Genomic DNA, 14,597 nt, shown 5'->3' on the forward strand with positions numbered 1-14,597 from the left:
AAGCCGAGCGTCAATCCGAAACCCGGAATGACGCTCGGCTGTCGAAACCGCCAACCCGCCCGAGCGGGTGCTGTGATGGCCACTGCTGTCATGGAGTTCCGGATCGCCCCACTCTTCAAGCCAGATTGCCCTTCGCTATGACTTCAAGAGCCTTGGGCGTGCAAGTTCGTTGAAAGATACGGCGCCTACTTCCATTCGCCCAAAGGCGTGTGGATTTTCTTCCTTCGCCGTCATTCGGGCTTTCTCCAGCTCTTCTGACTACTCCTTACTGCGCAGGTCTCCAGGTCTGGTTGGATGAGCACCATCACCGAAATGATAGGGTACGCGCATTCTTCAATCGTCGAAAAATTAAGCCAGAAGTTTGCATGTCGCGACCAGCGTTGGGTCCCGAGCATCCACCGCGCGCATACCGCCCGGCAGACGGCGTTCGGCGGATCGGACGGCAGAATTTGCAGACGTCGTCGTGTGGACCAGGCGACGCCGACAATGACGAAAGCGAAGCTATGGCAGCAAGTAGTAGCGAACACAATCCCGCGCGGATCAGCCGACAGTCGGAAGTGGGACCCTTGCTCAAAAGAATAGGTTGGCCACGCCACTAAGATATCTCACGCGTTCCCGTGATGGCCTTCTACGCAATACAAAACCAACGCATCATGGAGCGCATAAATCAGATTAGAAATCCGCCTGGGGAGGAGGATATGAAAAACATCTCAAATGACCTGATGGAAATTGCCGGCCGAATTCGCCCTGCGCGGGAAGCCTTCGCGGAGGCGGACAGGAGGAGGGTCGAATCCGCTTTGGAGGCAGGACGACTTCTTTGCCAGGCCAAGGACGACTGCCTGCACCAGCAATGGATGGCTTTCCTGAGATGGGCCGATATGGATGAACAAGAGGCTCGAAAGCTGATGCAGCTTGCCCGCGCGGGACTGACATCGTGCGTCGTTTCGGAAATCGGCGGCATCGATGCGGCACTGGCCTATCTTGTGGAGGCAAGATTGCCCGAGCCGGAAGAGTGCCTAACCGTGGGCCGCGTAGGCTGGCCGGAAAAGAACACGCCCTTCGCGATTATCAAACCCAATGCCGCGCATCCCGGCTATTACGATATCGCCATTGCCGACATGTGGGCCAATCCAGCAACGGTTTTCTCATCGAGAAAGCCGCTTCGGGGGGAAAGCATGAGGCAAGCCGACGGATCGTTCTTCAACAGCCTCTGGCATATTGTCGATCGTGAATTGGATGTCCCGCATTCGCAGCGCGAGTTCCAGATGATGCCGGCGGATCTGTTCTCGCGAGATGGTGCCTTCCTCTTCGCCAAGCCTGTCTCCGCGGCTGACAGTGCGACGGAAAGCGAGGCGCACAGCTACATTCTTTGAATGTTCGCCGGCAAATGCGACCGCGCGCAACCCGCAACAATTCCATTGCATGGACCGGAAAAACGCCCTGCCGGCCTCGGCGTGCTCTGCCTAGCGTTGTTCGTCACGGCAGAACACTCCAGCGCGCAGTCTCACCCGGACGAAGATCTATCATGCTCAGGCGAGGCTGTTCGAGGGCAATTTCCTGACTCGGCTCCCGGACGGCAAGTTGAAGCGAGAACCGAACTACCTCTAAGAGCATGGCAAAAAGACCAAACGGCCGCCGACCGGAATTTTGACGGAAAATGAACTCAAGCAATCGACGCGCCAATGAAGCGCCGTCAGCCGGCTTGCAGCCGAGCGTGGCTGCGCGCCAGATCATCTCGTCTCGTCCATTTGCAATGGCCATCAGCACTTAGCGTTGTCAAACCGCGCCAGACGACCGTCCGGGCCCATACCAGGTCTCGGAAGTGGTAATGTCTTATCCGATTGCGCACTCCATTTTCTTGGCTGCTGCTGGCTTAATCGCGTCAGTTGTCATCATCAGAGTGGCGGTTACATGCGCATCGCGATTGTTGGTTCGGGTTACGTGGGTCTTGTATCGGGCGCTTGCCTGGCTGATTTCGGCCATCAAGTCGTCTGCGTCGATAAGGCGGAAGCCAAGATTGCCGATCTCCAGGCCGGAAGAATGCCGATCTATGAGCCAGGTCTCGACGACCTCGTCGACAAGAATTCCGCGAGCGGCCAGCTCACCTTCACCAGCACGCTTACAGCGGCAGTCGCCGATGCGGACGTGGTGTTCATTGCCGTCGGGACGCCTTCGAGGCGAGGCGACGGCCATGCCGATCTGTCCTATGTCTACGAAGCGGCCCGGGAAATCGCGGCCGCTGTTCACGGGTTCACCGTGGTGGCAATCAAATCCACGGTGCCGGTGGGCACGGGGGATGAGGTCGAACGGATCATTCGCCAATGCAATCCCCTGGCCGATGTGGCCGTCGTCTCCAACCCGGAATTCCTGCGCGAAGGAGCCGCGATCGACGACTTCAAACGACCAGACCGGATCGTTATCGGCCTCCCGTCGGACGAGCGTGGCCGGGAGGTGATGGCGGAGGTGTATCGGCCGCTCTATCTCAACCAGGCACCCATCCTGTTTACCGGCCGCCGCACGTCCGAGCTGATCAAATATGCGGCCAACGCCTTCCTGGCGCTCAAGATCACGTTCATCAACGAGATCGCGGATCTCTGCGAGAGCGTGGGCGCGAATGTGCGCGAGGTAGCGCGGGGCATCGGGCTCGACAATCGCATCGGCTCAAAGTTCCTGCACGCCGGCCCGGGCTATGGAGGATCCTGTTTTCCAAAAGACACGCTGGCTTTGGTCAAGACGGCGCAGGACAGCGGCGCGCCATTGCGCCTGATCGAAACGACAGTTGCCGTGAACGACCAGCGAAAACGCACCATGGCGCGCAAGATCGTATTTGCCTGCGGCGGAGATGTCCGCGCAAAGACAGTGGCCTTGCTGGGTCTTACCTTCAAACCCAACACCGATGACATCCGTGAAGCGCCTTCCCTCTCGATCATCCAGGCCTTGATCGATTTTGGAGCACATGTCCGAGTGTATGACCCCGAAGGCATGGAACAGGCGAAAATCGTGCTCGGCACAAGCGTAAGCTATGCCGAAGGCGCCTATGAATGCGCCGAGGGCGCCGACGCGCTGGTCATCGTGACCGAGTGGAATCAGTTCCGCGCCCTGGATTTTGAACGACTGTCCCGCACGATGTCGAAACGGGTGGTGGTCGACCTGCGCAACATTTACCGGCGGGAAGACATCTCCAAGCACGGCTTCGAGTACGTGAATATCGGTGAGGGAGCGGTCGGAGACAAGGCAGTTTTCGCCGCAGCCGCGGAATGAGGTATCTGGTCACCGGCACCGCAGGATTCATCGGTTTTCACCTGGCGCGCCGGCTGCTCGACGACGGTCATCGCGTCACCGGCTTCGACGGCATGACGCCATACTATGACATCGTCCTGAAGCAGTCCCGACACGCCCTGCTTGAAAGATACGACGCCTTTCGCGCCCATATCGGCCAACTGGAAGACCTGGATGCCCTTCGCCGCGCCGCGGACTCCGCCCGGCCCGATGTGATCGTGCATCTGGCCGCGCAGGCCGGTGTCCGCTACTCAATCGACAATCCGCGAAGTTACACGGACAGCAATCTCGTCGGCTCGTTCAACGTCCTTGAGCTTGCGCGTGATCTCAAGCCCCGGCATTTGCTCCTTGCGTCCACGAGCTCGGCCTATGGAGCGAACGACAAGATGCCATTCGTCGAAACCGACAAGGCTGATTGGCCGTTAACCTTCTATGCGGCCACGAAGAAGGCGATGGAGGCGATGGCGCACTCCTATTCACATATCTTCGGAACGCCGACCACATGCTTCCGCTTCTTCACCGTATACGGCCCCTGGGGCCGGCCCGACATGGCGCTCTTCAAATTTGTCGACGCGATCGAGAACGGCCGTCCGATCGAAGTGTATGGCGAAGGCCTGATGAAGCGCGATTTCACCTATATCGATGATCTCGTCGAAGCCATCGTCCGACTCGTCGAATGCACGCCGGCGACAGGTCGCGCGGCGTCCGCTCCCGGCGTCGTCGACACGCTGTCACCCGTCGCGCCGTGGCGTGTCGTCAACATAGGCGGCGGCGAGCCTGTCGGGCTGCTGCCTTTCATCAAGACGATCGAGAACTGCCTGGGCAAACGCGCCATCCGCAAGATGTTGCCGATGCAGGCTGGCGACATGCGGGCAACCTATGCCGACCCCCGCCTGCTGGAGGCCCTTACGGGCTTTCGCCCTTGCACCAGCGTCGAGGACGGGGTGACCGCCTTCGTACGCTGGTATCTGGAAGAACGGCCGTCGCGGCCGACAATCGCCGCCTGAAGCGCGCAGACCTGTGCTCCGTGCACGCGCCTAGGTCCTTGGCGCGACACAGGTTGGTCCTGCCGAGGCCAGCTTGGCATGTATCCTGGGCCTTTCGCCATGCCAGGATGTCACCTCAATGGCGGCTCCGTCTCCACAAAGCACTGTAAAGCCGCTGTCGGTATGAGTTTGGACCTGGCCGGTCAGCCCGATATGGCGCCCAGGCGGGGCAAACATGCGCGCCTTGTCGATCACGATCTTGGCACCGGCAGTGAAAGTGAAGGCGCCCGGATAGGGATCGCCGACGGCGCGGACGAAGCGAAGGACATTCTCGGCAGCATCGCTCCAGTCGATCATTCCGTCGTCGGCCGTGCGCTTTGCGCAATAGCTGGCAAGGGATTCGTCCTGCGCGACGCCCACGGCCTTGTCACGACTTATCGCCGAAACGACAAGCGGCGTCATCTCGAGCAGGGCCTGCTTGTGCTTGTCGTAGAGCGAGCGCGCGGTCTCGTCCGGTGCCACGGCAAAAAGCTTCTGGAGGACGATAGGGCCACTGTCGACACCCTCGTCGAGCCGGAAGAAAGTCGAACCCGTCTCCTTTTCATTCGCAATGATCGTCCAGGGGATCACCGCCCTGCCCCGAAAACGCGGTAACGGCGCCGGGTGAAAGCCGATCGAGCCATATCGGGCGACCGAGCGAAATTCGCCGCGGCAGATTTGCGACCAGCCGACCACCATCGTCAAATCGGGCCGCTCGGCTTCGAGCCTGTCGATCGTGTCGGGCGCATTGATGTCCTTGGTCAGGTGGACCGCGGCCCCGGCCAGACGTGCCGGCCCCGCCAGATCGACGAAATCGGAATGGCGTTTGGAAGCTTCGCCCGCAAGGGTGACAAGCAGCGAAGGCGTCATGCCAGCTTCGACAAGGGCATCGAATGCGACCCGAGATCCCTCCACCGCACCGACAAAGGCTATGCGCATGAATTCAAGGCTCCAACTCACCGGCGTGAGCGATAGATGGACACAGATCTCTTCTATTGTCTGCTTCGTTTCTGCGCCCAAGTCCTCCTTTAGAGGTAAACGGCAGCCGGCGATGCATCCCTATGTGCAACTCGTCCCTTCAAAGAAAGCTGGGTATTTAGGGGTTGCGACAGCGGGATTGGAATACGCGATGGACAGCTTCGCCGGCTTGGCATTTCTGGATCGCAGCGCCACTACAGTCGGGAAGGGCGGATCTGATCTGCTACGCATGGCGATCCTGCTTTCTGGACGCCGACGCATTTGTGCTTTCGTCCCGCTACGAAGGTTGCGCGGTACCACTCAAGGCCATGGCCGGCAGCCCGCCCATCGCGTCCTTCGACTGCGACGTCATACATGCTGCGCTACGATCCCCAAGGACTGAAGACCTGTCACCATGCTGACGACCACCCGTCTGACATTGCATAAGATCGACGCCCGGATCAGGATGACCTGGGCTGCGTCGGGCGCAGACGCGTTTCTTGTCTCCTATCCCGAATCTGGAGCAACCCAGCTTAGACATATCCTTTCGGAATACTTTCGTCGCCACGCCAACGGCGAAAATGTCCATCTTTCGCCAATGTTCGAGGTTCTTCCGGATTTCGATCTCGATCCGACGAGGGGCATCCCGGCTTTTCGTTACACAGATGAGCGCCATCGTGTGCCGCTCGTCCTGGTTTCGCACCTCACCTATAGACGCTCGCTTTTTCTCAACCGACCCATCATCTTCATGACTCGAGATCCGCGCGACGTAATCGTGTCAGCTTATTTCGATGCCACACGTCACAAACGCTGTTTCGAAGGCACCATGGACGCGTTCATTGCCGATCGCGAACAAGGCCTGCCGGCTCTGATAGTATATCTGAATGATTGGGGTAGAGGTCTAAAGCATCACGTAAGTGCAGTATTGGGCTATGGGGAACTGACGGAAGACCCTATGGGTGCCTGCACGCGTATCCTGAGATTTCTCGGCCACACACCGTCCGTGCGCGCGCTTCAGGATTCTATCGACGCCTCGCGTTTCGATGTAATGCGTGAGCATGAGATGGCGGGCGGCCTAGCGGCCCACGATGGCGAAAGCCAGCATGCGCGTCCCGGCAAGGTCGGCGGCTTTTCCGATCATCTTAGTGATGCGCAAGCCGAACTCATTGAGCAGACCTGCATCGACTGGCTAACTCCAGCCGCGATCGAACTGCTTGCCCGTGGCGGAACGCGGCTCGCATGCGGCTGGTATGAACTTCGCCGCCAATTCATGGATGAACACGGCCAAGGCGAGACGATCAAGAGAGATCTTCCTGTCGTCGAATCCCTTTCCACCAATCCATGCAGCAACTTGGCGGAGATCGCCGAGAAGTATGGAAATAATCCATCGACGTCCTGACGTTAAGAGGGGAGTAAATGCGACTTGCGATTGTGCAGGCGGGCCTGGGTGCAGGAGGGACGGAGCGCGTCGTCAGTCTGCTTGCCGCAGATCGATGCAGGCGCGGAGATGAAGTCCATCTATTTGCTTTCGTGGGAGAGCAAGACAAGAGCTATTTTGCCCTGCACCCGAAGGTCACCGTCCACAGACTTGTAGAGGATGGAGCTTCGCGGCTTTCGAAACTCGGATTTGTCCGCAGCTTGCGGCGCGTGGTCGTGTTGCGCGCGGAATTCAAGCAGCTTCAGCCCACTCTGATCGTTTCATTTCTAACAAAGATTAATATTCTTTGCCTGCTGGCGGCGAAAAATCTTGGCATCCGGGTTATTATCTCGGAAAGAAACAATCCCAAAGCGCAGAAAAAACACGCCGCTTGGCGGCTCGTTTCTGGCATCATACTTCGGCAGGCGGATCGGCTCGTCATGCAGACTGATGCGATTGTCAAGACGCTTCCGGATACGCTCAGAAAAAAAGCCCACGTTATCGGAAATCCTTGCGAGGTCATCGGAAATCCGTGCGAGGCGACCGATGCCTACAAAGACCATGGCAATGAGATGTTTCGCCTGGTCGCAGTCGGACGCCTGGTGGAACAGAAAGGCTTCGACACGCTGATAAAGGCGTTTGCTAAAGTCGCCAGCGAATTTCCGGCATGGGCGTTGACAATCTTCGGCGAGGGACCTGATCGGGTTCTTCTTCAACGTCAGATCGATGCGTTGGATTTGGAGGACAGGGTAAAGCTTGCCGGCATTACCGAGCGTCCGGGCGAATGGGCGCGCGACGCCTCCCTCTTTGTCCTGCCGTCACGCTACGAAGGCTTTCCCAACGTGCTGATCGAGGCGATGGCGGCAGGCCTGCCCGTCGTCGCAACGGACTGCGATTTCGGTCCATCCGAAATCATCGAACCAGGCGTTTCGGGTCTGCTGGTACCAGTCGACGATGTTGCCGAGTTGGCATCCGCGATGGCATGCCTGATGCGAAATAATGCTCTTCGCCACAAAATGGGTAGATCGGCCCGGAAAACGATCGATCGGTTCTCAATGCAGCAGATTGCGGAAAAATGGGACTCCGCTTTGACGAAATTCTGAAAATGAAGGCAATCGATCACGAACTCAGTTATTCAGGTTCGCGATCTACGAATGAAAAATATCCAATGCCGGACAAGAACACCTCGAGCGTTTTCAAATCTGGCGCACATATCCTGATGTTCATCCGGAGAATGATCTTTGATAGGCGCACTTTACAGCCAATGTAGCTAAAAGCGGCGACCTGTCGCGCTAAGGCAATGCCCGCACATCGTCCCTGATTGGGATCGGTCTCAAGACACAAGGCTACATGTAGACTTTCGAGATTGTGTCCCGTGGCGTGGCTTGGCTTTTGACCACTACGAAGCCTTGCGGTTGGCCAGAGGACGTATCAGCGAGCCGCGGCAGGCATGCTGATGAAAGGAGCATCGCTCATGAAACGCACGTTCGACCTGCTCGGTGCCGCCTGCCTTCTGCTGCTGATGTCGCCCTTCATCGCGGTGCTTTCAATAGCAGTCGCGCTGCTTCTTGGGCGGCCTGTTTTTTTCCGCCAGGAACGTCCCGGCCTGCACGGGAAACCATTCAAGATAATCAAGTTCAGAACGATGACCGATCGTCGGGATCGTCATGGCCGGCTGCTTCCCGATGCTGACAGGCTGACTGGCTTTGGCAGCTTTCTGCGCGCAAGCAGCCTTGATGAGCTGCCCGAATTGATCAATGTATTGCGGGGTGAGATGAGCCTCGTCGGGCCTCGTCCCCTCTTGATGGAGTATCTCCCCCGCTATAGCCATGAGCAGGCGCGTCGTCACCAAGTCATTCCCGGCATCACAGGTTTGGCGCAGGTGAACGGCCGCAACGCACTTGATTGGGAGAACCGCTTCGTCCTGGACGTCTGGTATGTCGATCACCGGACCTTCGCACTTGACCTGAAAATTCTCTGCCTGACCTTTTACAAGATCTTCACCCGAGAGGGGATCAGCGCCGCGGGACACGCCACCATGCCCGAGTTCATGGGCTCGCAGGTTTTGCAGTCGGGCGGGCCGTTGAGGACGTCTGGATCGCGCCTGCCACGGTTGGCCGCAAGGGTTGCAGCCATCGGTATTCTGCTAGAACTTGGGACTGCCGCTTTCGTTTTTGTTGTCGATCCATATGGGATCAACCATCATCTGGAGATTCCTGATTTCAATGCCGAAAAGACACATCGCCTTTCGATCGGTACGACAGCCGAGCGCTCACTACGTCTATGGCTCACCGACTACGACACTTTGATCCTCGGCGGCTCGCGGGCGCGCGTCGGGCTTGATCCCGCCGGACCGAGCCTAGCTAGGCTGAAGGCCTACAATGCCGCGGTTCCGCATGCGAGCATGGTCGAACTCTATGACATTGGCATGTTCGCCCTGGCTCACGGCGCACCCCGCCGGATGATCGTCAATCTCGATTTCTCCATGTTTGAGGCGGACCGAACGGAAACCCAAGATTTTCCGGAGTCCGGCTTTGCCGGAGTTCCAATGCCTATCGTTTATGCGCGGTCCCTGTTCTCCCCCGAAAGCTTTATCGACGCTTTGCGGACGGTGCACGCCAACAGCATTGGATTTCGGGAGACCGACAAGGAAGACGGTTTTCACCAGATCATGTTGGCACATAATTACAGCTACAGACAGGTGTCCGACCAGAGGCTGAATCGGTTGATGGCGGAGTTTTCGTCTCCCGGCAGCTTCGATTATGACATCACCAGAATCGGCCTGTTGCATGACCTGCTGGATCGTCTCACCGCCGCTGGAGTAGACGTCACGCTCTTCATTTCGCCGATACATGCTCGTCAGATGGAAGCACTCAGGGCCATGGGGCTACTCCCGGTTTACGACCGCTGGCGTGTGGATCTGACGTATACCGTAAGTCAGGTCAACGCATCCAAGACAGCCACGTCTGAAGTGAAACTGTGGGATTTTAGCGGCTATAACTCCGTTACAATGGAAGACATTCCGGATCCGGGCGATCGTCATCAGACGATGCGGTGGTACTGGAGCTCTGCGCGTTACACTCCGGCCTTGGGAGAGTTGATGCTGGATCGCATGCTCGGCCAAGCCTATTCGGGCCCGTCGGATTTCGGCATATCTCTTACCGGATCCAACCTTAGATCAATCCTCGACCAACAGCGAAAGAGGCGCACTATATATGTCGTGCTTCATCCCGAGGAGATTAATAGGATATGGAGCCGTTTGCTTTTATTTAAATTTACAAAGCCAAATATCTAGGCAATTTTCTCTTTATTAGTTCGGTATGTCTTATAGTTCTACTTTTTTGTTCCGCATATATTTAGCGATAAAACGGCCATGAAGCTGCTACCGCTAATGGGGTAGGCCATCGGTCGTAGCGGCGATCAGGTCCTAGCTTATTGGGGTTGCGACAGGACCAAACTTGGTCGTGGCGGCTTTCTGGTTTCTGCCGATGATGGATGCATCGGCAGAAACAATCCCGGAGAACGACCAAGGGACGCGTACTGCCGATCAAGAATGAGCGGGGCGACTTTGGCTACGGTTGCGATGATCGGAAGACTGGCTCGACGGGTGCTGCAAGCTGCCAGGCGCAAGAGTGCGGGCCGCACGCGCCTGGCCAATATCGCACACCTTCTGACCGGCAATTTTCTTGGCTCATTGCTGGCGCTTGTAGCCTTTACGCTTTCAGCACGAGCGCTTGGCGTGACGAACTATGGTGAGCTTGCATTGATTATCGCGTTCACAAGGGTCGTCGAGCGCGTTGTCAGCTTCCAGTCGTGGCAGCCAATTATCAAATACGCAGCCGGCATGAACGCATCCGAGGGCCACGAGAATTTGCGCGTCCTCATGAAGTTCGGCCTGCTTATCGATGTCGGCGCCGCTGTCAGCGCCTGGGTCGTCGCCATTGGCGCGGCCCTTCTCATTGCGCCGGTTTTCGGTTGGTCGACGCAAATTGTGCATCTTCTTGTTCTCTACTCCAGCGTTCTGCTATTTCAGATTTCCGGCGTCCCCGTGGCTGTCCAACGCATGGCCGGCAACTTTCGCCTCCTCGCCTATGGGCAGCTGCTCAACGCTGTTCTGCGCGTATTGCTGTGTCTGCTCGGCGTGCTGCTCAACGGCGATCTCGCTTACTTCACGGCGGTTTGGGCCGGAACGCAGATCCTCGGCTCCCTGGCGCTCCTGACGCTGACCATGCGCGCGCTACACAGGCAGGGTGTCCACAATGTCCTGGGCGCGCCTTTGGCCGGCATCACACGCCGCTTCCCTGGCATCTGGAATTTCGCGTGGTCGTCGAACATCTCACTCACTTTGCGCGCGAGCGCGCAAGAACTCGATACGCTGCTGGTGGGATGGCTAGCCGACCCGGCCTCGGCTGGCTTGTACCAGATCGCCAAGCGTATAGGCCGCGTCGGCCAGCAAGTAGGCCCGCAGGTGCAAAACGTTCTCTATCCCGATGTCGCCCGCCTTTGGGCAAAAGGCAGCATCGAGGAATTCAAGCGGGTGATCTTTCAGACCGAAGCCATGCTGCTCTGCTTTGGCGTCATTTGCGTCCTGGTCGTGGCGGTGCTCATCCGGCCGCTGCTCGCCTGGACCGCGGGACCGGAGTTCATAGGCGCAGCCAGCCTCGTCATCGTGCAGATGGTGGCGGTCACGTTCGTGCTTTCGGGCTCAGCCGCCCGCTCGGCGCTGCTTGCCATGGGCCGGCAACGTGAGGTGTTGCGCATTGTTGTCGTTGCCACAGCCGCCTTCCACGTGACGGCCCTCCTGCTCATCCCGCGGATCGGCGCGATGGGGGGCAATATTGCCCATATCGTCCTGGGCATTCTGTGGGCCTTCGGCCTGGCGCTTTCGTTGCGACAGGCGCTCAAGACCGCCCATCATCCCGACCGGCAAACCCCGCCGGCGGACGCTCTCAACCAAGCAAGTCTTGCCCCTTCAAAGGCGATCTAGATGTCTCTTGCACCTCAAGCTCTTGCGCCTCAAGCCCAGGCACCTCAAGCCCTGGTCACTTTGCCTGCAGCGCAGCGGCGCTCGCCTTCCTCTCCTTCGTGGCTCACACATCTGCAACGACTCGAGGCTGAATCAATCCATATCATTCGCGAGGTCGTCGCCGAACTGCGCAACCCGGTGATGTTGTATTCGGTGGGCAAGGACTCGGCCGTAATGCTCCATCTCGCGATGAAGGCCTTCTATCCGTCGCAACTGCCGTTCCCCCTTCTCCACATCGACACGACGTGGAAATTCAAAGAAATGATCCGTTTCCGCGACGAGACTGTCGCGCGGCTTGGCCTGAAGCTGCTGGTGCGTCGCAACGAGGCCGGCCTGGCCGAAGGGATCACGCCATTTACACATGGCTCGTCGACCTACACGCAGATCATGAAGACGGAGGCGCTGAAATCGGCACTGACCTCGCTCGGCTTCGACGCCGCTTTCGGCGGCGCGCGGCGCGACGAGGAAAAGAGCCGCGCGAAAGAACGGGTGTTTTCGCTGCGCAGCGATAGCCATGGCTGGGATCCAAAGAACCAGCGCCCGGAACTATGGAACCTCTACAACGGCCGGCTGAAACCAGGGGAGTCCGTCCGGGTCTTTCCTCTCTCGAACTGGACCGAAACCGACATATGGCAGTACATCATGAGGGAGAACATCCCCATCGTCTCGCTGTATTTCGCGGCCAAACGCCCCGTGGTGGAGCGCGACGGACAGTTGATCATGGTGGACGACGATCGTCTGCCGCTCCGCCCAGGCGAATCCCCCGAAATGCGCTCGGTACGCTTCCGCACGCTTGGCTGCTATCCCCTCACCGCGGCCACTGAAAGCACTGCCGCGTCTGTTCCCGAAGTGCTCCAGGAAATGCTTGTCGTGAGGACCTCCGAGCGATCAGGTCGGCTGATCGACCATGACGAGGCAACCTCGATGGAAAAGAAAAAGCGCGAGGGGTACTTCTGATGCTGGGTTTTGCTCAAACCGCGGAACTCGAATCTTCTTCGATAGACGAGATCAATTCGCAATATCTTGCTGTCCACGAGAAGAAGAGCCTGCTGCGATTTTTGACATGCGGCAGCGTGGACGACGGCAAGTCGACGCTGATCGGCAGGCTGCTCTACGACACGAAGCTGCTGATGGAAGACCAGCTTGCCACACTTACCCGCGATTCCCAACGCCACGGCACAACCGGCGGCGATCTCGACTTCGCCCTTCTGGTCGACGGTCTGGCCAGCGAGCGCGAACAGGGCATTACGATCGACGTGGCCTATCGTTTCTTCGCCACGGAACGGCGCAAATTCATAGTCGCCGACACGCCCGGCCATGAGCAATACACCCGCAACATGGCTACTGGCGCATCCAATGCCGACCTGGCGATCATTCTTGTCGATGCGCGGCAGGGCATTCTGACCCAGACACGCCGACATTCCTTCATCGTTTCGCTGCTCGGAATCCGGCATGTCGTCCTTGCGGTCAACAAGATCGACCTGGTCGATTATTCGCAAACGGTATTCGACGAGATCGAGGCGACCTATCGAAGCTTCTCGGAACCGCTTGGCTTCGCGTCTCTGGATGCCATCCCGCTGTCGGCGCGTTATGGCGACAATGTTCTTTCGAAAGGCGAGAACCTGCCCTGGTATCGGGGCCCGACGCTCATCGAGCATCTGGAAACCGTCGAGGTGGAACGAGACCGCCGTAGCGCGCCTTTCCGGATGCCGGTGCAATGGGTCAATCGCCCGAACCTCGACTTTCGCGGGTTTGCCGGCACCATCGCCGCCGGCGTGATCCGGCCGGGAGACCGTGTGGTCGTGGCACGATCCGGCGTGACGAGCCTGGTCAAGCGCATCGTCACCCAGGACGGAGACCTGTCGGAGGCAGCGGCCGGCGAGGCTGTCACGCTGACGCTCGAAGACGAGATCGACGTTTCTCGCGGCGACGTCCTGGCGGGGGCGGCGGAGCGCCCGGAAGTGTCAGACCAGTTTGCGGCCCATCTGCTCTGGATGCACGAGGATCCATTGATCCCCGGCCGCCCGTATCTGATCAAGCTCGCCACCAGCGTGGTGGGTGCGAGCGTTACGCAGATAAAACACCGGGTTGACATCAATAATTTTGCAAAACTGGCAGCAAAAACCCTCGAGAAGAACGACGTCGGCTTCGTCAACTTGACGACACAGGCACCGCTCGCCTTCGACCCGTTCTCTAACGTGCACGAAACCGGCGCGTTCATCGTCATCGACCGGATCAACAACCACACGGTCGGTGCCGGAATGATCGACTTCAGTCTGCGCAGGGCGAACAACGTCCATTGGCAAGCACTGGATGTCGACATGAATGCGCGGGCGATCGCCAAAGGTCAAAAGCCCGTGGTGCTGTGGTTCACAGGCCTGTCGGGCTCCGGAAAGTCGACGATCGCGAATCTCGTGGAGAAGCGCCTCCATGCGATCGGCAGGCACACCTACCTTCTGGACGGCGACAATGTTCGCCATGGCTTGAATCGAGATCTCGGCTTTACCGACGCGGATCGCGTGGAGAACATTCGTCGCGTCGCCGAGGCCGCCAAGCTGATGGTCGACGCGGGGCTGATAGCGCTCACTTCATTCATTTCGCCATTCCAGGCGGAGCGGCGGATGGCGCGCGACCTCTTCGGCCCAGGGCAGTTTATCGAGATCTTCATCGACACACCACTGGAGGTCGCTGAAAGCCGCGACCCGAAGGGCCTTTATCGACGCGCCCGAAATGGGTTGATCCAGAATTTCACGGGCATCGGCAGTCCCTATGAGCGCCCGGAAGCGCCACAGATCACCGTTACGCCGGATCTGAGCGCCGAGGAGGCCGCGGAAGTGATCGTCAGCTACCTTGAACGAGGCAGCTACCTCGGAACCGCGACCGGGTAACAGGC

General features: G+C 58.6%; 11 protein-coding genes and 1 pseudogene. 9 read left to right on the top strand and 3 right to left on the bottom strand.

The genetic code is table 11. The features are described 5' to 3' along the window. Nucleotides 1–92 (bottom strand): annotated as a pseudogene (locus FJ959_RS32645) (molybdate ABC transporter permease subunit); the annotation flags it as partial. A 606-nt stretch (nt 93–698) separates the two neighbouring features. On the opposite strand from FJ959_RS32645, the gene FJ959_RS26705 reads away from it, so the two are divergent. Then, the gene (locus tag FJ959_RS26705) at nt 699–1,373 is read left to right on the top strand and encodes a hypothetical protein (protein WP_140498426.1); all 675 of its coding nucleotides are present in this window, start codon (nt 699–701) and stop codon (nt 1,371–1,373) included. A 103-nt stretch (nt 1,374–1,476) separates the two neighbouring features. Here FJ959_RS26705 and FJ959_RS26710 read toward each other — a convergent pair whose 3' ends face one another. Next, on the bottom strand, nt 1,477–1,734 hold the full coding sequence (locus FJ959_RS26710; protein ID WP_140567308.1) for a hypothetical protein: 258 nt from the start codon (nt 1,732–1,734) through the stop codon (nt 1,477–1,479). Between the two features lie 177 nt (nt 1,735–1,911). On the opposite strand from FJ959_RS26710, the gene FJ959_RS26715 reads away from it, so the two are divergent. Beyond that, nucleotides 1,912–3,261 carry a UDP-glucose/GDP-mannose dehydrogenase family protein gene (locus tag FJ959_RS26715; RefSeq protein ID WP_140525324.1) on the top strand — a complete coding sequence of 450 codons (1,350 nt, stop codon included), beginning with the start codon at nt 1,912–1,914 and terminating at the stop codon, nt 3,259–3,261. Further along, nucleotides 3,258–4,286 carry an NAD-dependent epimerase/dehydratase family protein gene (locus tag FJ959_RS26720; RefSeq protein ID WP_140567306.1) on the top strand — a complete coding sequence of 343 codons (1,029 nt, stop codon included), beginning with the start codon at nt 3,258–3,260 and terminating at the stop codon, nt 4,284–4,286. The genes FJ959_RS26715 and FJ959_RS26720 overlap by 4 nt, the downstream gene beginning before the upstream one ends. 30 nt (nt 4,287–4,316) lie before the next feature. On the opposite strand, the gene FJ959_RS26725 is transcribed toward FJ959_RS26720, so the two are convergent. Beyond that, nucleotides 4,317–5,243, bottom strand: a complete 927-nt coding sequence (locus FJ959_RS26725) for a formyltransferase family protein (RefSeq protein ID WP_140632994.1) — start codon at nt 5,241–5,243, stop codon at nt 4,317–4,319. Nucleotides 5,244–5,676: 433 nt separating this feature from the next. On the opposite strand from FJ959_RS26725, the gene FJ959_RS26730 reads away from it, so the two are divergent. From FJ959_RS26730 to cysN, 6 genes are all read left to right on the top strand, one after another. After that, the gene (locus FJ959_RS26730) at nt 5,677–6,660 is read left to right on the top strand and encodes a sulfotransferase domain-containing protein (RefSeq protein WP_140513529.1); all 984 of its coding nucleotides are present in this window, start codon (nt 5,677–5,679) and stop codon (nt 6,658–6,660) included. A 17-nt stretch (nt 6,661–6,677) separates the two neighbouring features. Then, the gene (locus FJ959_RS26735) at nt 6,678–7,781 is read left to right on the top strand and encodes a glycosyltransferase family 4 protein (protein ID WP_140525323.1); all 1,104 of its coding nucleotides are present in this window, start codon (nt 6,678–6,680) and stop codon (nt 7,779–7,781) included. Between the two features lie 371 nt (nt 7,782–8,152). Continuing rightward, nucleotides 8,153–9,973, top strand: coding sequence for a sugar transferase (locus FJ959_RS32650; RefSeq protein ID WP_140632997.1), 1,821 nt, complete (start codon nt 8,153–8,155; stop codon nt 9,971–9,973). A 288-nt stretch (nt 9,974–10,261) separates the two neighbouring features. Continuing rightward, nucleotides 10,262–11,665, top strand: a complete 1,404-nt coding sequence (locus FJ959_RS26745) for a lipopolysaccharide biosynthesis protein (protein WP_224519136.1) — start codon at nt 10,262–10,264, stop codon at nt 11,663–11,665. Then, nucleotides 11,666–12,661: a sulfate adenylyltransferase subunit CysD gene (cysD, locus tag FJ959_RS26750; protein WP_224619688.1), complete on the top strand. Its 996-nt coding sequence runs from the start codon at nt 11,666–11,668 to the stop codon at nt 12,659–12,661. Then, nucleotides 12,661–14,592: a sulfate adenylyltransferase subunit CysN gene (gene cysN, locus FJ959_RS26755; protein WP_140633000.1), complete on the top strand. Its 1,932-nt coding sequence runs from the start codon at nt 12,661–12,663 to the stop codon at nt 14,590–14,592. Before cysD ends, cysN begins: the two co-directional genes overlap by 1 nt. The last annotated feature ends 5 nt before the right edge of the window (nt 14,593–14,597 follow it).

Origin of the sequence: Mesorhizobium sp. B2-2-4 (assembly GCF_006442375.1) — a bacterium.
Lineage (GTDB): Bacteria > Pseudomonadota > Alphaproteobacteria > Rhizobiales > Rhizobiaceae > Mesorhizobium.